This is a genomic window from Micromonospora sp. WMMD754, assembly GCF_049315235.1.
GTDB lineage: Bacteria > Actinomycetota > Actinomycetes > Mycobacteriales > Micromonosporaceae > Micromonospora > Micromonospora sediminicola.
In genome coordinates this window covers 1,270,093-1,294,506 of the sequence record NZ_CP186058.1, presented here as the reverse complement: position 1 = coordinate 1,294,506, position 24,414 = coordinate 1,270,093, and the positions used below count along the sequence as shown (strand labels likewise).

The 24,414-nt window shown below is 74.3% G+C and carries 23 protein-coding genes, 1 tRNA gene and 1 pseudogene; 17 read left to right on the top strand and 8 right to left on the bottom strand.

The window, feature by feature from the left end:
- Nucleotides 1–15 precede the first annotated feature (15 nt).
- Nucleotides 16–1,494, top strand: a complete 1,479-nt coding sequence (locus ACN27B_RS06110; RefSeq protein WP_099163610.1) for a pyridoxal phosphate-dependent decarboxylase family protein — start codon at nucleotides 16–18, stop codon at nucleotides 1,492–1,494.
- Nucleotides 1,495–1,732: 238 nt separating this feature from the next.
- Here the strand turns inward: ACN27B_RS06110 and ACN27B_RS06105 are convergent, their stop codons facing one another.
- Nucleotides 1,733–1,987 (bottom strand): hypothetical protein, encoded by a 255-nt coding sequence (locus ACN27B_RS06105; RefSeq protein ID WP_099163611.1) that lies wholly within the window; start codon nucleotides 1,985–1,987, stop codon nucleotides 1,733–1,735.
- Between the two features lie 736 nt (nucleotides 1,988–2,723).
- Between ACN27B_RS06105 and ACN27B_RS06100 the strand changes: the two genes are divergently transcribed.
- The 3 genes from ACN27B_RS06100 (at nucleotide 2,724) to ACN27B_RS06090 (ending at nucleotide 5,402) form a co-directional block, all read left to right on the top strand.
- Nucleotides 2,724–3,050 (top strand): hypothetical protein, encoded by a 327-nt coding sequence (locus ACN27B_RS06100; protein ID WP_099163612.1) that lies wholly within the window; start codon nucleotides 2,724–2,726, stop codon nucleotides 3,048–3,050.
- A 438-nt stretch (nucleotides 3,051–3,488) separates the two neighbouring features.
- Nucleotides 3,489–4,049, top strand: a complete 561-nt coding sequence (locus tag ACN27B_RS06095) for an NADH-quinone oxidoreductase subunit B (protein WP_091569900.1) — start codon at nucleotides 3,489–3,491, stop codon at nucleotides 4,047–4,049.
- 36 nt (nucleotides 4,050–4,085) lie between these two features.
- A complete protein-coding gene (locus tag ACN27B_RS06090) occupies nucleotides 4,086–5,402 on the top strand; it encodes a DUF2252 domain-containing protein (protein WP_099163613.1) in 1,317 nt (438 codons plus the stop codon).
- 19 nt (nucleotides 5,403–5,421) lie between these two features.
- Here the strand turns inward: ACN27B_RS06090 and ACN27B_RS06085 are convergent, their stop codons facing one another.
- Complete coding sequence (locus tag ACN27B_RS06085; protein ID WP_172967914.1) at nucleotides 5,422–6,468, bottom strand: glucose 1-dehydrogenase; 1,047 nt, start codon at nucleotides 6,466–6,468, stop codon at nucleotides 5,422–5,424.
- A gap of 102 nt (nucleotides 6,469–6,570) precedes the next feature.
- Here ACN27B_RS06085 and ACN27B_RS06080 point away from each other — a divergent pair.
- A pseudogene (locus ACN27B_RS06080) lies at nucleotides 6,571–7,170 on the top strand (NADH-quinone oxidoreductase subunit C); the annotation flags it as partial.
- 377 nt (nucleotides 7,171–7,547) lie between these two features.
- Nucleotides 7,548–8,510, top strand: coding sequence for an NADH-quinone oxidoreductase subunit NuoH (gene nuoH, locus ACN27B_RS06075; RefSeq protein WP_091569914.1), 963 nt, complete (start codon nucleotides 7,548–7,550; stop codon nucleotides 8,508–8,510).
- A 102-nt stretch (nucleotides 8,511–8,612) separates the two neighbouring features.
- Here nuoH and ACN27B_RS06070 read toward each other — a convergent pair whose 3' ends face one another.
- Nucleotides 8,613–9,665 carry a glutathione S-transferase family protein gene (locus ACN27B_RS06070; protein ID WP_422743841.1) on the bottom strand — a complete coding sequence of 351 codons (1,053 nt, stop codon included), beginning with the start codon at nucleotides 9,663–9,665 and terminating at the stop codon, nucleotides 8,613–8,615.
- A gap of 88 nt (nucleotides 9,666–9,753) precedes the next feature.
- Between ACN27B_RS06070 and ACN27B_RS06065 the strand changes: the two genes are divergently transcribed.
- Entirely contained in the window at nucleotides 9,754–10,176 is a 423-nt protein-coding gene (locus ACN27B_RS06065) for an ester cyclase (protein ID WP_099163617.1), read from the top strand.
- Here ACN27B_RS06065 and ACN27B_RS06060 read toward each other — a convergent pair.
- Nucleotides 10,157–10,732, bottom strand: coding sequence for a Uma2 family endonuclease (locus tag ACN27B_RS06060; protein ID WP_099163618.1), 576 nt, complete (start codon nucleotides 10,730–10,732; stop codon nucleotides 10,157–10,159). The two genes, ACN27B_RS06065 and ACN27B_RS06060, sit on opposite strands and share 20 nt — an antisense overlap.
- A 104-nt stretch (nucleotides 10,733–10,836) precedes the next feature.
- Between ACN27B_RS06060 and ACN27B_RS06055 the strand changes: the two genes are divergently transcribed.
- The 8 genes from ACN27B_RS06055 (at nucleotide 10,837) to ACN27B_RS06020 (ending at nucleotide 19,722) form a co-directional block, all read left to right on the top strand.
- Nucleotides 10,837–11,427 carry a NuoI/complex I 23 kDa subunit family protein gene (locus ACN27B_RS06055; protein ID WP_172967915.1) on the top strand — a complete coding sequence of 197 codons (591 nt, stop codon included), beginning with the start codon at nucleotides 10,837–10,839 and terminating at the stop codon, nucleotides 11,425–11,427.
- Nucleotides 11,424–12,032 (top strand): NADH-quinone oxidoreductase subunit J, encoded by a 609-nt coding sequence (locus ACN27B_RS06050; RefSeq protein ID WP_099163619.1) that lies wholly within the window; start codon nucleotides 11,424–11,426, stop codon nucleotides 12,030–12,032. The genes ACN27B_RS06055 and ACN27B_RS06050 overlap by 4 nt, the downstream gene beginning before the upstream one ends.
- On the top strand, nucleotides 12,029–12,403 hold the full coding sequence (gene nuoK, locus ACN27B_RS06045) for an NADH-quinone oxidoreductase subunit NuoK (protein ID WP_099164902.1): 375 nt from the start codon (nucleotides 12,029–12,031) through the stop codon (nucleotides 12,401–12,403). The genes ACN27B_RS06050 and nuoK overlap by 4 nt, the downstream gene beginning before the upstream one ends.
- Nucleotides 12,400–14,328, top strand: a complete 1,929-nt coding sequence (locus ACN27B_RS06040; RefSeq protein WP_099163620.1) for an NADH-quinone oxidoreductase subunit L — start codon at nucleotides 12,400–12,402, stop codon at nucleotides 14,326–14,328. Before nuoK ends, ACN27B_RS06040 begins: the two co-directional genes overlap by 4 nt.
- Nucleotides 14,325–15,830 carry a complex I subunit 4 family protein gene (locus ACN27B_RS06035; RefSeq protein WP_099163621.1) on the top strand — a complete coding sequence of 502 codons (1,506 nt, stop codon included), beginning with the start codon at nucleotides 14,325–14,327 and terminating at the stop codon, nucleotides 15,828–15,830. Before ACN27B_RS06040 ends, ACN27B_RS06035 begins: the two co-directional genes overlap by 4 nt.
- The gene (locus ACN27B_RS06030) at nucleotides 15,827–17,296 is read left to right on the top strand and encodes an NADH-quinone oxidoreductase subunit N (protein WP_422743839.1); all 1,470 of its coding nucleotides are present in this window, start codon (nucleotides 15,827–15,829) and stop codon (nucleotides 17,294–17,296) included. The genes ACN27B_RS06035 and ACN27B_RS06030 overlap by 4 nt, the downstream gene beginning before the upstream one ends.
- Before the next feature lie 150 nt (nucleotides 17,297–17,446).
- On the top strand, nucleotides 17,447–18,325 hold the full coding sequence (htpX, locus tag ACN27B_RS06025; protein WP_098747885.1) for a zinc metalloprotease HtpX: 879 nt from the start codon (nucleotides 17,447–17,449) through the stop codon (nucleotides 18,323–18,325).
- A gap of 137 nt (nucleotides 18,326–18,462) precedes the next feature.
- Nucleotides 18,463–19,722, top strand: a complete 1,260-nt coding sequence (locus tag ACN27B_RS06020; protein ID WP_281587919.1) for an MFS transporter — start codon at nucleotides 18,463–18,465, stop codon at nucleotides 19,720–19,722.
- Between the two features lie 4 nt (nucleotides 19,723–19,726).
- On the opposite strand, the gene ACN27B_RS06015 is transcribed toward ACN27B_RS06020, so the two are convergent.
- The 4 genes from ACN27B_RS06015 to ACN27B_RS06000 all read right to left on the bottom strand — a co-directional run bounded on the left by ACN27B_RS06015 (nucleotide 19,727) and on the right by ACN27B_RS06000 (nucleotide 22,729).
- The gene (locus ACN27B_RS06015; RefSeq protein ID WP_422743838.1) at nucleotides 19,727–20,248 is read right to left on the bottom strand and encodes a hypothetical protein; all 522 of its coding nucleotides are present in this window, start codon (nucleotides 20,246–20,248) and stop codon (nucleotides 19,727–19,729) included.
- Complete coding sequence (locus tag ACN27B_RS06010; RefSeq protein ID WP_099163625.1) at nucleotides 20,229–20,735, bottom strand: SigE family RNA polymerase sigma factor; 507 nt, start codon at nucleotides 20,733–20,735, stop codon at nucleotides 20,229–20,231. Before ACN27B_RS06010 ends, ACN27B_RS06015 begins: the two co-directional genes overlap by 20 nt.
- Before the next feature lie 66 nt (nucleotides 20,736–20,801).
- Nucleotides 20,802–22,142, bottom strand: a complete 1,341-nt coding sequence (locus ACN27B_RS06005; RefSeq protein ID WP_422743836.1) for an MFS transporter — start codon at nucleotides 22,140–22,142, stop codon at nucleotides 20,802–20,804.
- Between the two features lie 92 nt (nucleotides 22,143–22,234).
- The gene (locus ACN27B_RS06000; RefSeq protein ID WP_091569971.1) at nucleotides 22,235–22,729 is read right to left on the bottom strand and encodes a YajQ family cyclic di-GMP-binding protein; all 495 of its coding nucleotides are present in this window, start codon (nucleotides 22,727–22,729) and stop codon (nucleotides 22,235–22,237) included.
- 147 nt (nucleotides 22,730–22,876) lie between these two features.
- Here ACN27B_RS06000 and ACN27B_RS05995 point away from each other — a divergent pair.
- Nucleotides 22,877–22,960 (top strand) — tRNA-Tyr (locus tag ACN27B_RS05995).
- A gap of 137 nt (nucleotides 22,961–23,097) precedes the next feature.
- The gene (locus tag ACN27B_RS05990) at nucleotides 23,098–23,724 is read left to right on the top strand and encodes a hypothetical protein (protein ID WP_422743833.1); all 627 of its coding nucleotides are present in this window, start codon (nucleotides 23,098–23,100) and stop codon (nucleotides 23,722–23,724) included.
- Nucleotides 23,725–24,414: the final 690 nt, after the last annotated feature.

Here is a 24,414-nt window from a genome sequence, read left to right as displayed (position 1 = left end):
GAACACCGGAGACCGATGACCGACACGGCAGGTGCGGGCGCGCTGCCCGCCGAGGGGATGCCCGCGCCGCGGGTGCTGGACGAGATCCGGGCGCTGCGGGCCGGCGACCGACCCACGCACGGTGGGCGGCTCTTCGCCTACGTCTACGACCCGGGCGTGGCCGGGCTGGACGAGCTGGCCCAGGCCGCGTACGCGGAGAGCGCGCACGTCAACGGCCTTGACCCGACCGCCTTCCCGTCGCTGCTGGCGATGGAGAACGCGCTGGTCGCCGCCGCCGCCCGGCTGCTCGGCGGCGGCCCGGGCACGGACGCGCCGGACGTGGTCGGCAGCGTCACCGGCGGCGGCACCGAGTCGCTGCTGCTCGCGGTCAAGGCGGCCCGCGACGCCCGTCCCGACCTCGCCGAGCCGCGGATCGTGGTGCCGGCCAGCGCGCACGCCGCGTTCGCCAAGGCGGCGCACTACCTGCGGGTGGCGCTGGACCGGGTGCCGGTCGACCCGGTGACGCTGCGTCCGGCCGGGGCCGACGTGGCCGCCGCGATCCGCCCGGAGACCGTGCTGGTCGTCGCGTCCGCCCCGTCCTACGCGCACGGCGTGGTCGACCCGGTCGCGGAGATCGCCGCCGTCGCGGCGGGAGCCGGCGTCCGCTGCCACGTGGACGCCTGCTTCGGCGGCTGGGCGCTGCCCTGGCTGCGCCGGCTCGGCGCGCCGGTGCCGCCGTTCGACTTCGCCGTGCCCGGGGTCACCTCGATCTCGGTCGACCTGCACAAGTACGCGTACGCCCCGAAGGGGGTGTCGGTGCTGCTGCACCGGGACGCGGCGCTGCGCTCCCCGCAGTACTTCGCGTACGCCGACTGGCCCGGCTACACGATGGTCAACCCGGTGATCGCCTCCACCCGCTCCGGCGGACCGATCGCCGCCGCGTACGCGACGCTCCGCCATCTCGGCGAGGACGGCTACCTGCGGCTGGCGGCGTCGACCCGGGACGCGGTCGCCGGGCTGGCCGCGGCGGTGCGGGCGACCGACGGCCTGCGGTTGATGGCGGAACCGGAGTCCACGGTGGTCTGCTTCACCGCCGAGGACCCCACGCTCGACCTGTTCCTGCTGGTGGACGAGCTGACCGCGCGGGGCTGGCACACCCAACCCCAGCTCCGGTACGCCGACCTGCCGGCCAGCGTGCACCTCACGGTGACCGCCGCGGTGGCGCCACGGGTGGCCGAGTTCGGCCCGGCGCTGGCCGACGCGGTCGCCGCGGCTCGCGCCGCCGGGCCGGTCGCGCTGCCGCCGGACCTGCTGGCGCTGGCCGGCGGCCTCACCCCGGAGGCGCTCACCCCGGAGCTGGTCGCCGGGCTGGCCGAGGGGCTCGGCCTGGGCGGTGGCGCCGGCGCGCCGGACCGGATGGCGCTGGTCAACACGCTGCTCGACGCCGCCCCGGCGCCGGTGCGGGAGCGGCTGCTGGCGGAGTTCGTCGGGCTGCTCCAGCGCCCGGCCTGGTGACCCGACGACGTCCGGCCGGCGCCCACGGGCGCCGGCAGGTTGCCGTGGTAGCCGCGGTTCGCCGGTTCGATCACCAGCCGGCCCACCGAGCCGTCGGCGGCGGAGCTGGCGGCGGCGGCCGGAGCGGCGAGCGCCAGCAACGCGGCGCCACCGCCGAGCACGACGCCGGCCAGTCGGCGTTCGGTGCGAGTGTTCATCGGGAAGGTTGCGCTCTTTCTGGGTGAGATCCGACAGTGGTTCAGCGGTACGTGTAGCGGTCCTCGTGGTCCTGGTCCTGGTCCTGGTCCAGCAGCGGGTCGGCGTCGGTGCCGACCGGCGACACCTCGGCGACGCCGGTGCCGCTGGCGCTGTTGGTGTTGCGGAGTCCGAAGCGGAAGGTCCGTTCCGCGCCGGGGCCGAGCGGGCCGAACCGGCAGACGATCGGTCCCTTCGGCGGCGCCCTGTCCCGGCAGGCCGACCAGTCGCCACCGTCCGCGACCGTGCCCACCTGCATCCGCAGGTGCAGCTCGACCAGGTCGGCCGGAACCGCGCTGACGCTGCGACCAGTCCAGCGACCAGCCTCCGCCGGGTGAGCGGTCCGCCATCTCCACCCGAACCGTGCCCCGGTCGGTGACCTGCGTGTCCAGCAACCACCCGGGCGCCGTCCTCGCGGACCGGGTGACCTGGCCGAGCACGACGATCCGGCCGTCGGCATCCCGGTCGAGCGCCACCACCTGTGACGGGCCCTGCTGGAAGATCTGGCAGCGGAGCAGGGCGACCGTCTCGACCGCGCCGTCGCCGTCCACGTCCCCGTGGGCGAGCTTCTCCAGGAGCACGTCGCCCTCCTTGCGGTAGCTGGCGGCGAGCCGGGTCGGCCCGGCCGTGCAGACCGCGCTCGGCGGCCACGCCGGCAGGTCGAGCCGTGCGGCCAGCAGTTGGGCCCGGGTGATCCGTCCGTCCGGCGCGGCCGACGTCGGTCCGCCCGTGCTCGGCGACGCGGACGGCGTCGGCGCCGGCGCGGTCACACCGGTCACACGCCCAGACGTCGGCCCGGGTTGCGGGGTTGCCGCGTCGACGCCGGCGGGGACTGTCCGGTCGGGGACAACTCCGGGCGTATGACGGCGATCACATTCCGGGAATCCCAACAACCATCGTAAGTATTTATGTTTGTAGATTAATGGTGGTTTATGTGGATCTTTCCTATCCGTAGCGTCTTCCTCAACGGAACGACCGACACGGGAGGACACGACATGGACATCCGGAAGATCACACTCGTTGGCGCGACCGGCCTGGCCGGCCTGGCCCTGGGCATCGGCGCCGTGGCGGCGATCGGCCCCGGCCCCTCCGTCGCACTGGCCATCGGCCCCGGCCCGTCCGTGCCGCTGCCGATCGGGCCCGGCCCGTCCGTGCCGCTGCCGATCGGTCCGGGTCCGTCGGCGTTGGCCGGGTGGATCGGTCCGACGAAGATCGGCCCCGGCCCGACCGTGCCGCTGCCGATCGGGCCCGGCCCGACCGTGATCACCGCGTGGCTCGGCCCGACCGGGATCGGCCCCGGCCCCGGCGTCGCGGGGAACTGACCGTCTCTACGGCCCGGCCGGCACCGCCGGCCGGGCCGTCGGCCCCGTACCCCGCCCGGGCGCGCGGAGCGGTGGCGACCCTCGCTCGGTCGACCCTGACGAGGGCGGGGGCGGCCGTCCGCCCGCCGCCCGGTAGCCGGCGGACTCCGCGCTCGGCGTCAGTCGAGCCGGCTCACCCGCACGGACCCGGCCCCCGCGTGGGTGGGGCGACGGTCGGGGTGGCGGCGACGGCCGGCGCGCCGTCGGATGCGTACGGTCATGGTGTTCCTCCCCGTGTCGTGGACGGCCGACCGGCCGGCCACGTGGCCGGGAACCTACTCGCGCGGGAGCCGACCGGTCGCCCCGAGGGGCAAAGCGTGCAATCCGCCGCCGGCCCCGACTTCCGGCCCGGACGCTGTGGTTGACTGTCGGTCCGGGGACAGCGGAGGGAGGCCCGACGTGCAGCTGCCGGCCGTGCTCGGTGAGCCGATCCGGTTCGTGCTGAACTGGGGCCGCCGCTACTCGCTCTGGGTGTTCAACTTCGGCCTGGCCTGCTGCGCGATCGAGTTCATCGCGACCAGCATGGGCCGGCACGACTTCATGCGGCTCGGCGTGATCCCGTTCGCCCACGGCCCCCGGCAGGCCGACCTCATGGTGGTCAGCGGCACCGTCACCGACAAGATGGCTCCGGCGGTCAAGCGGCTCTACGACCAGATGCCGGAGCCGAAGTACGTGATCTCGTTCGGCGCCTGCTCGAACTGCGGCGGCCCGTACTGGGACTCCTACTCGGTGACCAAGGGCGTCGACCAGCTCATCCCGGTCGACGTCTACGTGCCCGGCTGCCCGCCGCGGCCGGAGGCGCTGCTGCACGGCATCCTCCGCCTCCAGGAGAAGATCGCCGCCGAGGAGTCCGGCGTCGGCGGCGTCCCCCGCCCCGACCGGCTCGCCCCGCCGGCGGACTCGGTCCCGCGGCCGGTGGAGGCGCTGACCGCACCCCCGGTGCGTCCCCCGGTCGGCTGAACCGCCGGGTGGCGGAGCGGGACTAGCCTGCGGACCATGACCGACTCCGCGGAGAAGCGTTCCGCCTTCATCGTCGACGTGCTGACCGAGGAGTTCGGCGCGTCCATGGCGATCGACCCGGCGGCGTTCCGCCGGAAGTTCCGCAAGATGGCCGCCTCACCGTTCGCCTTCTACCGGGGCAGCGCCTCGCTCTTCTACGCCGACCAGCTCGGCGACTTCGCCAGCGAGCGGTTCCTCGACGACCGGACCAGCCGGGTGTGGATCCACGGCGACCTGCACGCGGAGAACTTCGGCACCTACATGAACGCCTCCGGGCAGCTCGTGTTCAACGTCAACGACTTCGACGAGGCGTACGTCGGACCGTTCACGTGGGACCTCAAGCGCCTGGCCGCGAGCGTGGCGCTGCTCGGTTACGCCAAGGCGCTCTCCGACCGGGTGATCGGCGAGCTGGTGACCGGCTTCGCCCGCTCCTACCTCGCCGAGCTGCGGGCCATCTCCGCCGGTGGGGACGACGCGATCGGCTCGATCACGCTGGAGAACGCGGACGGCGTGCTGCGTCGGGTGCTCCAGCAGGCCCGGCTGAGCACCCGGGTGGACCTGCTCGCCGCGCAGACCACGATCGACAACTACGAGCGCCGCTTCTCCCTCGGCGACGGCGTGTACGAGATCGACGCCGCGACCCGGGAGAAGGTCTGCGCCGCGTTCGAGGACTACCTGGGCACGCTGCCGGAGTCGACCTCCCGGCTGCGCCCGGTGGCCACCACCATCAAGGACGTGGTGCTGCGCAAGGGGGTCGGCATCGGCTCGGCCGGGCTGCCCTCGTACAACCTCCTGCTGGAGGGGCACACCCAGGCGCTGGAGAACGACGTCGTCATCTACATGAAGCAGGCCCAGGTGCCGGCCGTGGCGCGGCACATCGACGACGAGCGGGTCCGGTCGTACTTCCGGCACCAGGGGCACCGCACCGCCGAGTCGCAGCGGGCGTTGCAGGCGCACGCCGACCCGTGGCTGGGGTTCACCGAGCTGGACGGCGCCGGGCAGCTCGTCGCCGAGGTCTCCCCGTACGCGGCGGACCTCGACTGGGCCGACGTCAACGAGCCGGAGGAGCTGGGCGGGGTGCTCACCGACCTGGGCCGCGCGGTGGCCCGGATGCACTCGGTGGCCGACGACGAGTCCAGCCACGACCTGGTCGACTACTCGACCGAGGACTCGATCGTCGCGGCGGTCGACGCGGACGCCGACGGCTTCGTCGACTACCTGGTCGACTTCGCCCACCGGTACGGGATCCGGGCCCGCGAGGACCACCAGCTCTTCGTGGACCTGTTCCGCAACGGCCGGCTGCCCGGCATCTGAGCGGGGCGCCCGCCCCGCCTCACTGCGCGAAGTCCAGCACCACCTTGATGTCCTCGCCGGTCGAGGCGTACGCCTCCCGGTAGGCCGAGACCGGCACCCGGCGGGTGATCAGCGAGTTCAGCCACGACCGGTCGGCCCGGGCGAGCGCCTGGGCGGCCAGGTCCCAGTGCCGGCGGCCGGCGTTGACCGAACCGAAGACGACGTTGTTCTCCAGCACCAGCTCCCGGTTCAGGGCGCCCGCGTCGAAGTCGATGGTCCGGCCGCCGCTGGAGACGCCGGTCAGGCAGACGATGCCGGTGGGGCCGGCCTTGCACATCGCGTCCAGCACCACCGGCGGCGCGCCGGTGCACTCGACCACCACGTCCGGTTGCAGGTCCAGCTCGGCGACGCTCGACGTGTGGTACGTGGCGCCGAGCGCACGGACCAGGTCCGGCTTCGGGCCGGTGGTGTTGCGGTCCAGCACGTGCACGGACAGCTCCCGCTGGCTGGCCAGCAGCGCGGCCAGCAGGCCGATCGGCCCGGCCCCGGTGATCAGCGCGGTCTTTGGCTTCCACTCGGCCCGGCGGCCGATCCGCTCGATGTGGTCCCAGGCCTTCGCCACCACGCTGGTCGGCTCCAGCAGCATGCCCACCGACGCCAGCGCCTCGTCCAGGCCGACGGCGAACTTGGGTTGCAGCCGCCAGCGGTCCCGGGCGAACCCGGGCAGCCCCTTGATGCCGTGCTCGGTGTACCGACCGTTGCGGCACATGTCCCACTCGTCCACCGCGCAGTTCGCGCACGGTACCGGGTCGGGGTGGCGGACCACGCCGGCCACCAGGTCGCCCGGGTGCAACGTGCCGGTCGGGTCCTCCAGCACCCGGCCCAGCGACTCGTGCCCGAGCACGAGCCGCTCCTGTCCCGGCGGCGCCTCGCCGTACTCCCCGGCGATGATCTCGTGGTCGGTGCCGCAGACGCCCACCGCCAGCGCCTCGACCAGGATCGCGCCCTCCTCCGGCTCCGGTTCGGGCCACTCGTCGGTGAGTCGGAGCGAGTCGGGGACGCCCGGGGTCACAGTCACAGCGCGCACGGTCCTCATCTTTCCCCGCCGTGCGCCGGTCCGCTCGGCAAAGCGACGATCCGGGCCGGGCGGCCCGACCCGGCCCGCAGCCGACGGCCATAGGATCAGCGCATGACTCCGGAAGAGGTCGGCCGGCGGGTGGTCGCGCTGCTCGCGCCCGTGGAGGCCGCCGCGTCGGTCTCCGGCGGTCAGGGGTACGCCCGCGCCACGGTCGACGTACCCCCGGCGAGCTGGGCCGACGCGGTGCGCGCGGCGCGCGACGACGCCGAGCTGGGCTTCGACTTCCTCGACTGGCTGTCGGCGGTGGACGAGCTGGCCGACGGCTTCGACGTGGTGGTGCACCTCTGGTCGGTGCGGCACCGGCACGGTCTGCTGCTGCGCACCCGGGTGCCCCGCGCGGCGCCGGTCGTGGCGTCCGTGGTCGACGTCTTCCCCGGCGCCGACTGGCACGAGCGGGAGACCCACGAGATGTTCGGCATCGACTTCGCCGGGCACGCCGAGCTGCGACCGCTGCTGCTGCCGCCGGAGTTCGAGGGGCACCCGCTGCGCAAGGAGTTCGTGCTCGCGTCCCGGGTGGCCAAGCCGTGGCCCGGGGCCAAGGAGCCGGGCGAGTCGGAGGCCGGCGGCGGGCGGCGACCGGTCCGGCCGCCGGGCGTGCCGGCGCCGGGGGAGTGGGGGACGACGCCCACCCCGGCCGGCGCGGCCGGGGCGGGCGAGGGCCCGCGCGGCGGTACGCCGGCCCGCCCGGCCCGGGAACGTCCGGCGCGCCCGGCCCCCGGTGGACGTCCCGCACGTCCCTCTTCCGGGGAGCGCCCGGCGGGTCCGGCGGGTCCGGCGGGTCCGGCGGGTCCGGCGGGTCCGGCGGTTGAGCGTCCGGTGCGGCCGGTTCCCGGGGAGGCCGCGACCGGACCGGGCGGCGCGGAGCCGGCCGGGGCGGAGACCGAGGAGCCCGCGACCCGACCGGGCCGCGCGGAGCCGGCCGGGGCGGAGACCGGTGAGCCGGGGCCGCTCGGGCGTCCCGTGCCCGGGGAGCGGCCGACCGGGCCGCCCCGCCAGGAACCGCGGCCCGACGCGGCGGGGGAGTCCTGATGCCCGACTGGTTGGAGCTGGTCCTGCGGGTGGTGGGCGTGCTCGTCGCGTTCCTCACCCTGCCGCTGATCGTCGGCCAGGCCGAGCACAAGGTGATGGCCCACATGCAGGGCCGGCTCGGCCCGATGTACGCCGGCGGTTTCCACGGCTGGGCGCAGCTGGTGGCCGACGGGATCAAGTTCGTGCAGAAGGAGGACGTCACCCCGCGCGAGGCGGACCGGCCGGTGTTCCGGCTCGCGCCGGCGGTGGCCCTGGTGCCCTACCTGCTCGCCCTGCTGGTCATCCCGCTCGGGCCGGGTGACCTGGTCGCCCAGCCGCTGGACATCGGCCTGTTCTTCGTGCTCGCGGTGGTGGGCATCGGCGTGCTCGCGGTGCTCATGTCCGCCTGGGCGTCGGCCAACAAGTACAGCCTGCTCGGCGGGCTGCGCGGCGCCGCCCAGCTGCTCGGCTACGAGCTGCCGCTGGTGCTGGCCGCCGCCTCGGTGGCGATGGCGGCGGGCACGCTCAGCCTGCCCGGCATCGTGGAGGCGTGGCATCCCTGGTGGCTGCTCTGGCAGGCGCCGGCCATGGTGATCTTCTTCGTCGCCGGGCTGGCCGAGATCCGCCGCCCGCCGTTCGACATGCCGGTGGCCGACTCCGAGCTGGTCTTCGGCTACATGACCGAGTACACCGGCCTGCGCTTCGCGTTCTTCCTGCTCGCCGAGTACGTCGGCATCGTGGTGATCGCGGCGCTGACCACGGTGCTCTTCCTCGGCGGTTGGCAGGGCCCGTTCGCGGACGCCCAGCTCGGCTGGCTGTGGACGCTGCTGAAGGTGTTCGCGGTCGCCTTCGTGATCATCTGGCTCCGGGTGAGCTACCCGCGGCTGCGCGAGGACCAGCTCCAGCGTCTCTGCTGGCTGGTCCTGGTCCCCCTGGCCCTGGCCCAGCTGGTCCTCACCGCCGCCGTCCGCCTGGCCCTGTAACCCCCTCACCCGCCCTCGTCGATCTTGCACTTCCTGCCCCGGCAAAAGGTGCGAGACGCACGAACCGGGGGCCCGAAGTGCAAGATCGACGAGGGAGAGGGCTCAGCGCAGCGGGGTGTGTGCGGGGTCCACACGCTCGTCGGGGGTGGGGGGCGGGGGTGGAGTGCCGTCGCCGAAGGGGCGGCCGCCCAGGTCCTCCCGGCCGTGCGGGGTGAGCCAGTTGCTCAGGTCGGGGCCGAGCGGCACGATGCCGGTCGGGTTGATGTCGCGGTGGACCTCGTAGTAGTGCCGCTTGATGTGGTCGAAGTCGATCGTGTCGCCGAAGCCCGGGGTCTGGAACAGGTCCCGCGCGTACGCCCACAGCACCGGCATCTCGCTCAGCTTCTGCCGGTTGCACTTGAAGTGGCCGTGGTAGACCGGGTCGAAGCGGACCAGCGTGGTGAACAGCCGCACGTCCGCCTCGGTGATCGTGTCGCCGACCAGGTAGCGCTGCCCGGCCAGCCGCTCGCTCAGCCAGTCCAGCCGGTCGAAGAGCCGGTGGTACGCCCGCTCGTACGCCTCCTGGCTGCCCGCGAAGCCGCACCGGTAGACGCCGTTGTTGACGTCGGCGAAGACCTTCGCGTTGACCTCGTCGATCTCGGCGCGCAGCGGCTCCGGGTAGAGCTGCGGCGCGCCCGGCCGGTGGTGGGCCGTCCACTCGGTCGACAGGTCCAGGCTCATCTGCGCGTAGTCGTTCGTCACCACCTGCCCGGTCGGCACGTCCACCAGCGCCGGCACGGTGATGCCCCGCTCGTAGCCGGGGAAGCGGGCGAAGTAGGCGTCGGCGAGCCGCTCGATGCCGAGCACCGGGTCCCGGCCGCCCGGGTCCAGGTCGAACGTCCAGCTCCGCTTGTCGTGGGTGGGCCCGGCCACGGCCATCGAGATGGCGTCCTCCAGGCCGAGCAGGCGCCGGACGATGATCAGCCGGTTCGCCCACGGGCACGCCCGGCTGACCGCCAGCCGGTAGCGGCCCGGCTCCACCGGCCAGCCGTCCCGCGCGTCGGCGGTGATCCGGGTGGCGATGTAGCGCTGGTCCCGGGTGAACTCGCCGCCCGGTTCCACGTACTTGCCGCCGGTCCGGTCGAGAACCTCGTCGTTGCTGCCGGCCACGCCCACCTCCCGAGTCGACTTCCGCTCCCATCATGGTCGCTCCGGCCGGTCCCGGCAGGCCGAGCGGGGCAGCGGGGGGCATAGGCTGCCGGCCGTGACCGATGTGGAGGCGGCGGCCCGACGCTTCATCGCCGACGTGTGGAACGGCGGCCGCGAGGAGAGCGCGTACGAGCTGGTGGCCCCGGACTGTCCCGGGCTGGGTGGCACCGGGCCGGAGGCGACGCTCGCCTGGCACCGGGACCGGCGGGCGTCCTTCCCCGACCTGCGCTACAAGATCGTCGAGGTGGTGGCCGGCGCCGGTCGGGTCGCGGTGCACTGGCGGGCCGCCGGCACCCAGGCCGGGCAGTTCGGCCCGGTGCCGCCGACCGGCCGGGTGGTCAGCTATTCCGGCGCGACGTTCCTGCGCTTCGACGACGCCGGCCGGATCGTGGACGTGTGGAGCGTGAACGAGCTGTTCCAGGTGCTCCAGCAGCTGGGCGTGGAGATGCTGCCCCCGCTCACACCCGGCGGGGCGTGATCCGGCTGATCGGCAGGTTCACCGGGAACGGCTCACCGGTGTCGACGAACTTCGTCCACCGGCCGGTCTCCGTGTAGACCTCGTGCACCGGGTCGATCTTGTAGGTGTGGACGACGATGCCCTCGTCCTCGATCTCGATCCGCCAGTGGAACGGGATCCCGGCCTGCGCGTAGAGCGCCGGCTTGAGCACCCGGTCGATGGACCGGGTGCTGGGCGAGACGATCTCCACGGCGAGCACCACCTCGTGCGGCTCGTACCGGGACGGTTCGCGCGCGGCAGCAGTGGCGGTGGTGACCAGGACGTCCGGAATGAAGGAGCGGGTGCGGTTGATGCGCACCTCCACCCCCTGGGTCACGTCGTACCCGTCGGGGCAGTCCTCGTCGAGAGCCACCATGAGCAGGGCGGCGATGCTCTGGTGGATCCGGGTGGGGGAGGGGGACATGAGCAGCACTCCATCGAGCAGTTCGCGGCGGCGACCGTCCTCCGGCAGCGCGTCCAGATCGTCGGTCGTCCACCCGCGCTCCGGCGGGTGGTCGCTCTCCAGCGCGGCGGTCATCGACAGGTCCTTCCCGGTGTGCCGTTCTCCCCGCGCTCAGGATACCGCCGCCAAGAGTCGGGGGGTGGTCGCGCGCGCCCGGGCCACAGGGCAGGATGGGCGGCATGAGCGAGCACGGTGGAGTGCCCGGCGCCGGGCTGGTGAAGGGGCTGGCGGTCACGTTGAAGACGATGACCCGCCGCTCGACCACTCAGCAGTACCCGGACGTGGCCCCCGAGTTGCCGCCCCGCTCCCGCGGCGTGATCGCGCTGCTGGAGGAGAACTGCACGGTCTGCATGCTCTGCGCCCGCGAGTGCCCGGACTGGTGCATCTACATCGACTCGCACAAGGAGGAGGTGGCGGTGCCCGGCGCCGCCCGCCCCCGCCAGCGCAACGTGCTCGACAAGTTCGACATCGACTTCTCGCTCTGCATGTACTGCGGCATCTGCATCGAGGTCTGCCCGTTCGACGCGCTCTACTGGTCGCCCGAGTTCGAGTACGCCGAGTACGACATCAAGGACCTGCTGCACGACAAGGACCACCTGGGCGAGTGGATGGCCACCGTGCCCCCGCCGCCGGCCCACGACCCGCTCGGCGACCCCTCGAAGGAGGAGACCACCGCCGCCCGCAAGGCCACCGGCCCGCCCGCCCGTCCGACCCCGACCCGGGTACGCCCCGACGCCGCCGACTCCCCGGGCGGAGGCGCGGCCTCGTGACCGGCGCGGACGTGCTGCTGCTCGCCCTCGGCGCGGTCGCGGTGGGCGCGGGCGCGTTGGTGGTGGCCACCCGGCACCTGGTCCGGGCCGGGTTGTGGCTGGTGGTCTGCCTGGGCGCGCTGGCCGGCGACTACCTGGTGCTCACCGCCGAGCTGGTGGCCTGGGTGCAGGTGCTGATCTACGTGGGCGCGGTGGTGGTGCTGCTGCTGTTCGCGGTGATGCTGACCCGCGCCCCGATCGGTCCCTCCGACGACCTGGACCGGCCCGGCTGGCCGGCCGCGCTCGTCGGCGCCGGCAGCGGTCTCGGCCTGGCCGTGCTGCTGGTCGACGCGTTCCGCTGGTCCCGGGTGGAGCTGCCCGCCGCAGGCACCGCCGAGCGCCTCGGCGAGCAGGTTTTCCGCTCCTGGGTGCTGCCGTTCGAGGTGCTCTCGGTGCTGCTGCTCGCCGCGCTGGTCGGCGCGATCGTGCTCTCCCGCCCGGACATCGGCCGCCCGTCTTCGTCCGGCCCGACCGTGGCGCCGGCCGCCGGCAGCGGCCCGGCCGACGAGGGCCCGGCCCGGCCCGAACCGGCCGCCGTGGCCGCCGACGAGGGCGGGCGCCGGTGAGGCCGGTCATTCCGTACGTCACCGCCGCGCTCCTGTTCGGCCTCGGCGTCTACGGCGTGCTGCGCCGGCGCAACGCGGTCCTGGTGCTGATGGCGGTGGAGCTGATGCTCAACGCGGTCAACCTGGTCCTGGTCACCGCCGACACCACGGTCCGGGCGGCGCTGCCGCACTCCGGGCAGGTGTTCGCGCTGTTCGTCATCGTGCTCGCCGCCGCCGAGATCGGTGTCGGGCTGGCCATCGTGCTCCAGCTCTACCGGCTGCGGGCCAGCGTGACAGTTGACGACGTCCCGCTCGGCGAGCGGGCGCCGGCCGTACCGGACGAGGTGCGCCAGGGGCGACCCACGGGTGTGCCGGACGAGGTGCGTCCATGAGCACGTCGACGGTGTGGCTCGCGGCCGCGCTGCCGGGCGCGCCGCTGGCCGCCGGCCTGGTCGGGCTGCTGCTGCCGCCCGCGTCGAGCGGGGACCGGGCGCCGGCCCGGCGGTCCGCCGTCGCGCTGGGCGTGGCCGGCGCGGCGGTGGCCCTGCTGGCCGCGTTGGTGCTGCTGGTCCGGGTGGACGGGCCGGTCGAGGCGGCCACCACCTGGGTCGACCTGGGCGGTCTGCGGGTCACGCTGGGCCTGCGACTGGACGGCGTGGCGGTGCTGGTCGCCACCGCGGTCGCCGCGGTGGCGCTGGCGGTGCAGGTCTACTCGACCGGCTACCTGCGGCGCGGCCCGCACGACGACGTCGACGTCGACCACCGCTACCCGCCGTACGCGGCGCAGCTCAGCCTCTTCACCGCCGCCATGCTCACCGTGGTGGTGTCCGGTGACCTGATCATGCTGCTGGTCGGCTGGGAGGTGATGGGCATCTGCTCGTACCTGCTCATCGCCCACGACCGGCGGCTGCCCGAGGCGCCCGGCGCGGCGGTCAAGGCGTTCCTGGTCACCCGGGTGGGTGACGTCGGCTTCCTGCTCGGCATCGCGCTGCTCGGCGTGGGCGCGGGCAGCTTCCGGATCGCCGACGTGCTGGCCCACGACTACGGCGCCGGCACGCTGACCGCCGCCTGCCTGCTGCTGCTCGCCGGCGTGGCCGGCAAGAGCGCCCAGTTCCCGCTGCACACCTGGCTGCCCGACGCGATGGCCGGCCCGACGCCGGTCTCCGCGCTGATCCACGCCGCCACCATGGTCGCCGCCGGGGTGTACGCGGTGGCCCGGCTGTTCCCGCTGTTCGAGCAGGCCCCGGCCGCGCTCGCCGTGCTGGGCGTGATGGCGTCGGTGACCATCCTGCTCGGCGCGTTCGCCGCCACCGCCCAGGACGACATCAAGCGGGTGCTCGCCTGGTCGACGGTCTCCCAGATCGGCTACATGACCGGCGCGCTGGCGGTCGGCGCGCCGGCGGTCGCGCTCTTCCACCTGCTCACCCACGCCGCGTTCAAGGCGCTGCTGTTCCTCGCCGCCGGCGCGGTGATCCACGCCGTGGGCACCACGCTGATGTCCCGGATGGGTGGCCTGCGGGCCGGCATGCCGGTCACGTTCTGGTGCATGGTGGTCGGCCTCGGCGCGTTGGCCGGGGTCCCGCCGCTGTCCGGCTTCTGGAGCAAGGACGGCGTGCTCGCCGCCGCCGAGGCCGCCGCGCTGGACGGGGCCGGTCCGACCGCGCCCTGGGTGGGCTGGCTGGTCTGGCTGGCCGGGCTGCTCGGTGTCGCGGTCACCGCCTGGTACGCGACCCGCCTGCTGCTGCGCACCTTCTTCGGCGCCACCCGGATGCCGCTGGTCCGGCCGCACGACCCGCCGGCGTCGCTGCGCCTGCCGGTGCTGCTGCTCGCGGTCCCGGCCGCGCTGCTCGGCCTGGCCGCCTTCCTGCCCTGGTTCGCCGACCGCCTGCGGGTGCCGGCCGACGCGGCCACCGGCGAGGCGGTCGAGCTGGTCCACCTCGCGCCGAACCTGATCCTGCCGTTCGTGCTGCTGCTGGTCGGCGCGGGCGTCGGCTGGGCCGGCTGGCGCCGCGACCCGGCCGCCGACCCGGCCCGCTACCTGGGCCCGCTGCGGCCGGTGTTCGCCCGGGCGTTCCGGCTCGACGACGTCCAGCACGCCCTCGTCGTACGCCCGACCGGCGCGCTGGCGCGGGCAGTGCGGACCGGCGACGAGCTGGGCGTGGACGGTCTGGTCGAGGGGAGCGGCCGAGCGGCGGTGGAGCTGGGCGGCGGGCTGGCCGCGCTGCACCGGGCGGCGTTGCCGCGCGCGGCGGCCGGCGTGCTGGCCGGCGCGCTGCTGATCGGCCTGGCGGTCGCCCTGATCGGAGTCACCTCATGACGTTCGGGCAGGTCCTGCTGGTCGCGGTGCTCGCGGTCCCGGCGCTGGGCGCGATCGCGACTGCGGCCGTGCCCGGGGACCGGGCCGGCCGGCTGGTCGGCACCGTCGCCGCCGCGCTGACGCTGCTGGCGACGCTGCCGCTGGTCGGCGGCGAGCACGGCTGGTTCGGGTACGGGCCGCGCCCGGCCGTGCAGCCCTGGCACCGGCTCGACCTGCAGTGGGTGCCCGGGCTCGACCTGCGTTTCCACCTCGGGGTGGACGGCATCTCCTGGCCGCTGGTGGTGCTGACCGCGCTGCTCACGCTGCTGTGCTGCGCGTACACGCTGTGGCGGGTGCCGGCCGGCGGCGGCAGCGGGCGGGCCCTGGTGGCGCTGCTGCTGGCGGTCGAGGTGGGCATCCTCGGCACGTTCCTCGCGCTCGACCTGGTGCTCTTCTTCCTCTTCTTCGAGGTCGTCCTCCTGCCCATGTACGCGATCATCGCCGGCTGGGGCGGGAACGACCGGCGGCGCGCGGCGCGCAAGTTCGCGCTCTACACGCTGTTCGGCTCGGTGCTGCTGCTGGTCGGCGTCTACGTGGTGGTGGCCGAGGCGGGCACCGCCGACCTGGTGGCGTTGACCGGCGGCGTCGGCCTGTCCCGGGGCACCCAGTTCGCCGCGTTCACGCTGCTGGCGCTGGCGTTCGCGGTGAAGAGCCCGCTCTGGCCGCTGCACTCGTGGCTGCCCGACGCGCACACCCAGGCGCCCACCGTCGGCAGCGTGATCCTCGCCGGGGTGCTGCTCAAGATGGGCACGTACGGGCTGATCCGGGTCGCCGTCGGGGTGGCGCCGGAGGGCGCCCGCTGGGCGTCGCCGGCGCTCGGCGTGCTCGCCGTGGCGGCCATTCTGGTCGGCGGCCTGGTCTGCCTGGCCCAGGACGACCTGAAGCGGCTGATCGCCTACTCCAGCGTGGGCCACATGGGCTTCGTGCTGCTCGGCGTGGCCACGCTCACCGCCACCGGGCTCCAGGCCGCGTTGATCGGCAACATCGCCCACGGGGTCATCACCGGCCTGCTGTTCTTCCTGGCCGGCGCGGTCAAGGACCGGACGCACACCGGCGCGCTGGCCGAGCTGTCCGGGCTGCGGGAGACCGCGCCCCGGCTGGCCGGGCTGCTTGGCTTCGCGGCGGTCGCCTCGCTGGGGCTGCCCGGGCTGGCCGGCTTCTGGGGCGAGGCGTTCGCGGTGGTGGCGGCCGTGCGGCGGGGCGGCCCGCTGTGGCTGACGCTGGCCGTGCTGGCGGCGCTGGGCGGGGCGCTGACCGCCGCGTACTTCCTCCGGCTGCTGCGCCGGGTCACCCACGGCCGGCCCGGCCCGGCGGTGGCCGGCCTCACGCCCGGCCTGGCCGGCGCGGAACTGACGGCCTGGGCGCCGCTGGTGCTGCTCGCCCTCGCGGTCGGCCTGGCGCCCGCGCTGGTCCTCTCCTACGCCTCCGGTCCGGTGGAGGCCCTGCTGGGGGTCGTTCCATGAGCCTGGTGCAGAGCGTCGACAACGTGGCGCTGCTGCCGGCGTACCTGGCCGCCGGCACGGCCGTGCTGGTGCTCCTGGTCGACCTGCTGGTGGCGCGTCCCGCCGTCACCGTCGCCGTGGCGTCGCTCGGCGCGGCCGGCACGGCGCTGGGTGCCGGGCTCGTCGGCGCTGCCGGCGACCGGCGCACGTTCTGTGTCGCGGCGGACTGCTCCTGGGTGTGGAACGGCCGGGCCGCCCTGGTGGCGGTGGTGGTCGCCCTGCTCACCCTCGGTGTGCTGGCCATCTCCGGTCCGCTGCTGCGCGCCGGGCGCACCCCGACCGGCGAATACTGCTTCCTGCTCGCCTGCGCGATGACCGGCGGCGTGGTGCTCGGCGCGGCCGGCGACCTGATCACCCTCGTCGTGGCGCTGGAGACGCTGACCCTGCCGCTCTACGTGCTGGTGGGGCTGCGGCGGGGCAGCCTGGCCGGCGCCGAGGCGGCGGTGACGTTCTTCGTGGTCAGCGTGGTCGCCACCACGGTGACGCTGCTCGGCGCGGCGCTGCTCTACGCGGTGACCGGCACGCTGCACCTGGACCGGCTCGGCGCCACGCTGGCCGCCCGGGACGACCTGACCGACCTGCCGCTGACCACGGTCGCGGTGGCGTTGGTGGTGGCCGGGCTGGCGTTCAAGGTCGCCGCGGTGCCGTTCCACGCCTGGGCGCCGGCCACCTACGACGGCGCGCCGCTGCCGGTGGCCGCCTACCTGTCGACCGCCTCGAAGCTGGGCGGCGTGGTGGCGCTGCTGGCGGTGGTGCAGCGGGCGCTGCCGGGCGAGGTGACCGGTCCGGTGCTGGCGGTGCTGGCGGTGCTGACCATGACCGTGGGCAACCTGGTGGCGCTGCGCCAGCGGCGTACCGTGCGGTTGCTGGCCTGGTCGTCGGTGGCGCAGGCGGGCTACATCCTGGCCCCGCTGGGCGCGCTGGCGCTGGCCGCCGGCCGCACCCCCGACGCCCGGGCCGGGGCCTACGCGGCGGCGGTCGCGTACACCGTCTTCTTCGTGCTGCTGGAGCTGGCCGCGTTCGCCGCGGTGGTGGCGTTGCGGCCGACGGACGGCGACGGCGGCACGCTGGCCGACCTGCGCGGCGCGGCCCGCCGGCACCCGTGGGTGGGCGGTGCGTTCGCGCTGGCGCTGATCGGGCTGGCCGGCCTGCCGCCGGGGCTGGCCGGGCTGTTCGCGAAGGTGACGGTGGTGCGGTCGCTGCTGGCCGGGCACGCCGGCTGGCTGGCCCTGGTGGTGGCGCTGAACGCGGTGCTCGGCCTGGCCTACTACCTGCGGGTGGCCGCGTCGCTCTACGCCGCGCCCGACCCGGCCGCCGCCCCGCTCCGCCCGGCGCGCCTGGTGCTGGTGGCGCTCGGCGTGGCCACCGTGGCGGCCGTGGTGATCGGTGTCGCACCGCAGCTCGTGCTGGACGTCGCCGCCCGCTGAGGCGGTTCGTGCCCGGGTGGGCGGTTGGTTCAGCGGGCACACAGCGATCCCCAGCCAACTTTCAGCCATGAGCCGGATGGTTGACGGGTACCGGTGTGTTGAACCGGTCAGCGGGTCCCCCGCGTGGGCCCGCGCACCGAAGGAGCGATCGTGCATCACAACCGTCTGAAGACCGCAGCGCTGCTCGGCCTGTTGACCTCGCTGATCCTCGCGGTCGGCTACTGGTTCGGCGGTAGCGGCGGTCTCGTCATCGCCGTCGTCGTCTCGTTGCTGATGAACGGTGTGACCTACTTCTACTCCGACAAGCTCGCCCTGCGCTCGATGCGGGCGCAACCGGTCAGCGAGGCCCAGTTCCCCGAGCTGTACCGGATGGTGCGGGAGCTCTCCACCCAGGCCGGCAAGCCGATGCCCCGGCTCTACGTGAGCCCGACGGCGCAGCCCAACGCGTTCGCCACCGGGCGCAACCCGGAGCACGCGGCGGTCTGCGTCACCCAGGGGATCGTGGAGATCCTCGACTACCGGGAGCTGCGCGGAGTGATCGGGCACGAGCTGTCCCACGTCTACAACCGGGACATCCTGATCTCCAGCGTGGCGGCGGGCCTGGCCGGCATCATCACCATGTTGGCCAACATCGCCTGGTTCATCCCGCTCGGCTCCTCCGACGACGAGGACGGCCCGAACCCGGCCGTGCTGCTGCTCACCCTGATCCTCGGCCCGATCGCGGCGACCGTGATCCAGCTGGCGATCAGCCGCAGCCGCGAATACCAGGCCGACGCGTCCGGCGCCGAACTGAGCCGCGACCCGCTCGCCCTGGCCAGCGCCCTCCGGAAGATCCACATGGGTACGCAGAGCCGCCCGCTGGCGCCGCAGGGCCAGCTCACCAGCACCGCCCACCTGATGATCGACAACCCGTTCAAGCGGGGCGGCGGCATCGCCGCGATGTTCGCCACCCACCCGCCGATGGAGCAGCGGGTGGCCCGCCTGGAGCAGATGGCCCGCAACTCCGGGCCGGTGCAGTTCCAGCGCTGACCCGCCGTACTCCGCACCGCGCCCGCGTCCCACGACGCGGGCGCGGTGGTGTGTCCGGGCACAATGCGTTTCCCCCGGTCATGTCGCGCCGTTAGGGTCGAAACGTCTCCCACTCATTACCACCCGGAGGTTCGACCGTGGCCGCACTGCGCCAGTACCTGGGCGTCTGGCGGATCCCCGGCGCGCCGATGCTGCTGATCCTCGGCATCGTCGGCCGGCTCGGGATCGGCATGACCCCGCTGGCGCTGCTGCTCGTCGTCGAGCAGGTCACCGGCCGCTACTCCCTGGCCGCCGTCGCCGGTGGCATCTACGCGCTCGCCGGCGCCGCGCTCAGCCCGGTCGCCGGCCGGATCGCCGACCGGGTCGGACCCACGCCGGTGCTGCTGGCCACCGCGCTGGCCCACCCGCTCGCCCTGCTCGGGCTGCTCGCCGCCAGCCGCTCCGGGGCCGGCAACCTCGCCGTGATCTACCTGGCCGCCGGCGTCGCCGGCGCCACCTACCCGCCGCTCACCGCCGCGATCCGGGGCGCCTGGAACGACCTCACCGCACCGGCCACCGGCCGGGCGCACCTGCGTAACACCGCGCTCGCCGCCGAGACCTCCCTCTTCGAGGTCGTCTTCGTGCTCGGGCCGCTGCTGGTGGCCGGGTTCGTGCTGCTCGCCGACGCGTCCGCCGCGCTGGTCGGCGCCGCCGTGGTCACCCTGGTCGGCACCGGCACGGTCGCCCTCGGCCGGGTCATGCGCGGCTGGCGCCCGCACCCCCGGGAGCACCACGCGCGCGGCCTCGGCCCGCTGCGGGTCGGCGGCTTTCCCGCGCTGCTCGTCTGTGTGGCCAGCCTCGGCATCGCGTTCGGCGCCTCCGGCGTGATCGTCCCGGCCTTCGCCGCGAACACCGGCACCGCCGACCCGGAGAGCCTGGCCGGCGTGCTGCTCGCCGTCTGGGGCATCGGCAGCGCCGTCGGCGGTTTCTGGTTCGGCGTGCGCAAGCCGGCCGCCAACATGACCCGCCAGTTCGCCTGGCTGCTCGCCACCGTCGCGGCCAGCCTCGCCGTCTTCGCGGTGATCCCCGACCCGGCGGCGCTCGGCGTCGCGCTGGTGCTCGGCGGCGCCGCCATCGCCCCCGCGCTCACCCTGGAGAACACCCTGGTCGGGCGCATCGCCCCGGCCGGCATGCTGAACGAGGCGTACACCTGGGTGGTCACCATGTCGGTGGCGGCCAGCGCCGCCGGCGGGTCGATCGCCGGGCTGATCGTCGACCACGCCGGCGGCGTGCCGTGGGCGTTCGTCTTCGCCGGGGCGGCGGTCGGCGTCGGCGCCCTGGTCGCCGCGCTGCCGGCCGGCCCGATCGCCCGGGCCGAAGCCACCGCCGTACGCGCCGAGCAGTCGCTCGCCGCCTGAGCGCTCACCGATCGCCGGTCACCACCACCCGCTCCACCCCGGGCAGCCCCGCCACCGCGTCCCGGATCGGCGTCGGGTCCTCACCGTCTGCCAGCAGAACCGAGGTGACGACCCGTCCGGTGGGGTCCGGCCGGGACGCGACGGTCAGGCCGCCGCAGCGCAGCCCGACGTCCCCCCGCGCCTGCGAGATCCGGTAGCTCACCTCCCCGAGCTGGGGATCACCCGTGCCCGGCCGGAACACGACGTCCAGCCGCACCGGCCGGTCGGCGTGACAGCGGGCCGACGGCGTCGCGGACGCCGCGCCCGCGCCGCCGCCGACCGGCACCGGCGACGCCGCCGGCCCGAGCAGCGCCGGCAGGGTTGCCGCGCCACCGGCCACCGCCACCGTCGCCACCCCGGCCAGGACCGTCGCCCGTCGCCGGCTGCGCGCCCGACCCCGGGCCCGTACCTCCGCCGACGGGCTCAACCGCAGCCCGGCCACGTCGTGCTCCAACGCCCGCAGGGCGTCACCGATGCGTGCCGACATCGATCTCCTCCTTCTCGTCGGTGAGCAGAACGGCGAGCGCGGCGCGTGCCCGGGACAGGTGCGACTTGACCGTCCCCACCGGCATGCCGGTGCTCCGGGCGATCTCCGCCACGGGCAGGTCGTGCAGGTGGTGCAGGACGACGACCAGCCGCTGCGCGTCCGGCAGCCGGCGCAGCGCCGCCAGCACCGCGACCCGGTCCGGGCCCGGGCCGGGCACCGGGGCGTCCCGGCCCAACCGCGCCCGGGCGGCGAACCAGCGCCGCAGGCCACGCCAGCGGTTGGCGGTCAGCCGCCAGGCCACCATCCGCACCCAGCCCTCCGGATCCTCGTACGCCCCGACGGTCGACCAGCGCTGCCAGGCCCGCGCGTACGCCTCCTGCGTCACGTCCTGGGCCTCGGCCAGGTCACCGCAGAGGGCGTAGACGTGGTGCACGACCCGCCGGGCGGTCGCGGTGTAGAAGGCGTCGAATTCCTCGGACCCGTCCATACCGACCTCCCCGTGTCCGCTCTCACCACACGACACCCCGCGGCGGGTCCGGCGGTTGCACCGGGATCAGGGCACTCCGGGCCGTACCCGGTCCACCTCGCCGGCCGACGGTTCCTCCCGGTCCCGGTAAGGGTGGCCGCGGCGGTCCTCCGCCGGCGGCCCGGCCCTCCTCCGGGAGCGCCGCCCCGGCCCGGGGCGGGCGAGGAACCCGGCCGTGACCACACCGAGCGCGAGGATCGCCGTGGCGCAGGCCAGCAGCGTGGGCCGCGCGCCGAGCGCGGCGGTCAGCGGGCCGCCGAGCATGGTCCCCAGCGGGACCGCCAGCACGGTGACCGCCCCGTTGGCCGCCAGCACGCGGGGCAGGTCCCCGGCGTCGGCACGGCTCTGGACCAGCGCGGTGGAGGTCGGCCGGTAGGGCGCCCAGGCCAGGCCGGCCAGGGCGAAGGCCGGCAGCGCCAGGGCGAACGGCGCACCCAGCCCGAGCGGCAGCAACGCGGCGCCGAAAGCCACCACCACGCCGACGAGCGTGGGCCGCAACGGCCACCCGCGCAGGTGGCCGGTGACCAGGCCGCCGAGCAGCGAGCCGACCCCGAACGCGGTGTAGTAGGCGCCGAGCGTCGCGGCGGAGGCGTGCGGGTCCTCGCTGACCAGCACCGGCATGGCGACGTAGAAGGGTCCGAAGAGGAAGAAGAAGCCGACGGTCAGCGACAGCAGGCCGAGCAACGACCGGTCCCGCCCGATGATCCGGAACCCCGAGGTACGCGACGGACCGTCCCCCGCCGCCCGCCCGGCGCGCCGCTCACGCGCCGGAACGGCGAGGCGGTAGCTCACCGCCAGCACGGCGAAGCTGGCGGCGTCGACCGCGAGCACCCACACCGGGCCGACCTGGACGATGAGGAGACCGGCCAGCGGCGGACCGACCACCGTGGCCGCCTGCCCGAAGAGACCGAGCAGCGCGTTGGCGGCCAGGTGGTGCCGCTGCGGCAGCAACTCGGCCACCAGCGTGAACTGTCCGGCCGCCCCCCACGGGTGCAGCAGCGACGACACCGCGAGCAGGGCCACGTAGAGCCCGACGTCCAACACCCCGGCGAGGTGGGCGACCGGGATCGCCCCCAGCGCGACCGCGCGGACCGTCGCGTCCCAGCCGGCGAGCTGCGCGCCGCCGCGTCCGCCCAGCAGCCGGCCGAACAGCACCGTGCCGGCCGCGCCCGGCAGCGTGTACGCGGCCACCGCGAACGCCGTCCAGGTGCCCCGCTGATCGACCGGCGCGAGGTGCAGCGCCAACCAGGTGACCGCGACCAGGGCCAGCCCGTCGCCGAGAGCGGAGACGGCGAGCCCGGGCAGTAGCCGGCGGAGCACCGGTTGGGCGAACACCGGCCGGTAGGGGAGCAGCATCGTCGGTCGCATGGTGCCCAGCCGACCGCATCAGGGGCGCGTACCCCAAGCAAGTTGCCCGAGGGCAGAAGGCCGGCCGCCGTGCGGGCGGCCGGCGGGCGCGACTACCGGTAGTTGGTGAACTGGAGCGCGACCCCGAAGTCCTCGCCCTTGAGCAGCGTGATGACGGCCTGGAGGTCGTCCTTCTTCTTGCCGGTGACGCGGAGCTGGTCGCCCTGGATCTGCGCCTGGACGCCCTTCGGGCCCTCGTCGCGGATCTTCTTGCTGATCGCCTTGGCCTTGTCCGACTCGATGCCCTGGATCACCTTGGCGTCGATCTTGAAGATCTTGCCCGACGGCCGGGGGTCGCCGGCGTCCAGCGACTTCAGCGAGATGTTCCGCTTGACCAGCTTCTCCTTGAAGACCTCCAGCGCCGCCCGGACGCGCTCCTCGGTCTCCGCCTGGAGGCCGATCGCCTCCTCGCCCGACCAGGAGATCTCGGCGCCGGTGCCGCGGAAGTCGAACCGCGTCGCGAGCTCCTTCTCCGCCTGGCGGAGGGCGTTGTCGACCTCCTGGCGGTCGACCTTGCTCACGATGTCGAACGACGGGTTCGCTGCCATGCTTCTGCTCCTGCTGTCCGGCGGTGTGTCCTGTTCCGTCCCGTGCTGACCAGCCCGGGACCCCCTGACGGTACCCGCTTGCGACGGAGCCGGGGGCAACCGCTATCCTTGCTTCCGCCGCCGCGTTGCGACGCGGTGGGGTGCCCTGGCGGGTTGCCCGAGCGGCCAATGGGAGCGGACTGTAAATCCGTCGCGAAAGCTACAGAGGTTCGAATCCTCTACCCGCCACCAGGCGAAAGCAAGGCCCTTGAACTGCGGAAACGCGAGTCAAGGGCCTTGCTTGTCTCCTGCGTCGGCTGGCCGTGGCTGACCCTGACCGTCGTTGAGGTCGGTCGTGCCGTGGCCCGCGTCGGTGTTCGGAGGTTGGTGTGACGGATTGGCAGACACTGAGCGAGCAGGTGCGGTCGCGGGTGTTGGCCGCCAGCGCTGGTACGGCGGTGGCGTTCGCCGCTGTCACGGCGGAGCGGTTGATCCGTCTGGATCCGCGACGGCTGCCGTTCACGCAGAGCCTGCGGCCTCTGCTCGACCTGGTGTGGCGTGCTGCCGCCGGCGACCAGACCGCCTTCAAGCCCATCGCCGTCGCCCTTGGCGAGTTCTATCTCAGCGAGTACTGCCACAACGATGGGCAGGACGGCCCGGATGACGCCGACGACGACCCGGCCGCGGCGATCCTTTTCGCGGCGGAGTGCTACCTCCATGCGGAGCCGGCCTTCGCCGTGCACGTCGCAGGCCGGGCCATCGACGCCGCCGACCACCGCGTGGAGCTGGCGTCCGAGGGCCGTGCCGGTGACGAGGCCGTCGACGTCGACCCCGAGGACGCGATGGTTGCGGAGGTACGGCGACAACGTGCCGACCTCGACGCCCTCGCCCCGTACGCCACGACACTCTCGCGTGCCCGGTTCGGTCTACCTGTCGACGAGGGGGAGCGCCTCTTGGCCGCGCTACGCGAGATCGTCACCGAATCGGCGCCCACGCCGAGCACGGGCGGGGGCTGACCCGGATCCGATCGACGGCGACGGGAACGCGGAGCATCAGGTGGCCGGTGGGCCTCCGGGCCGGCACCACCCACGTTGGGACTCGCGGGTGTGCGGGGTGGGCCGGGTTCGCGGCGTCCGGCATGCACGGGCCATTCCCGGCGGTCCGCCGGATGGGGACGGGTGTCCGCGAATCGGACAGCGTGGGCCCTTGCCCAGACATCGACGATGGTGGAGTCTGGTCGGGGGTCGCCGTCACCGCCCGGACCGCGGTCCACTGTCGTCAGCGTAGATGATCATGAAGCGTGGTGAGTGAATTCGGTCTTACGCGCAGTTGGTCGGGAAGGCGCTGTGTGGCGTCTTCCGTAGCAGCGCCGGAACCGATCGTGACACCGAGCTGGGTCGGAGGGACGGGCGCGGGAGTCGAACGGATGATTTCCCTGTCTGCCGCGACAGGGGCGGTTCTCCACGCCTTTTGCGCGTGCCCCCCGTGTGGCACCATCGTGGAACCTCCACCTTCGCTGAAACTCTCTCGACAGGAGCAATCATGTTTGGTCGAAGGTTTGGCCGACTGCTTGGCTCACTTTTCGTCCTGGCTGCCTTCTTGGGCGGCGCTGCTGGTCTCGTCGGCGACGGCAGCACCGGGGGCGCGGTCCTCGTGGACATCACCTGGAACTGACCGGGGCTGCCGGTCGGCGTCGTCGGTCGGGC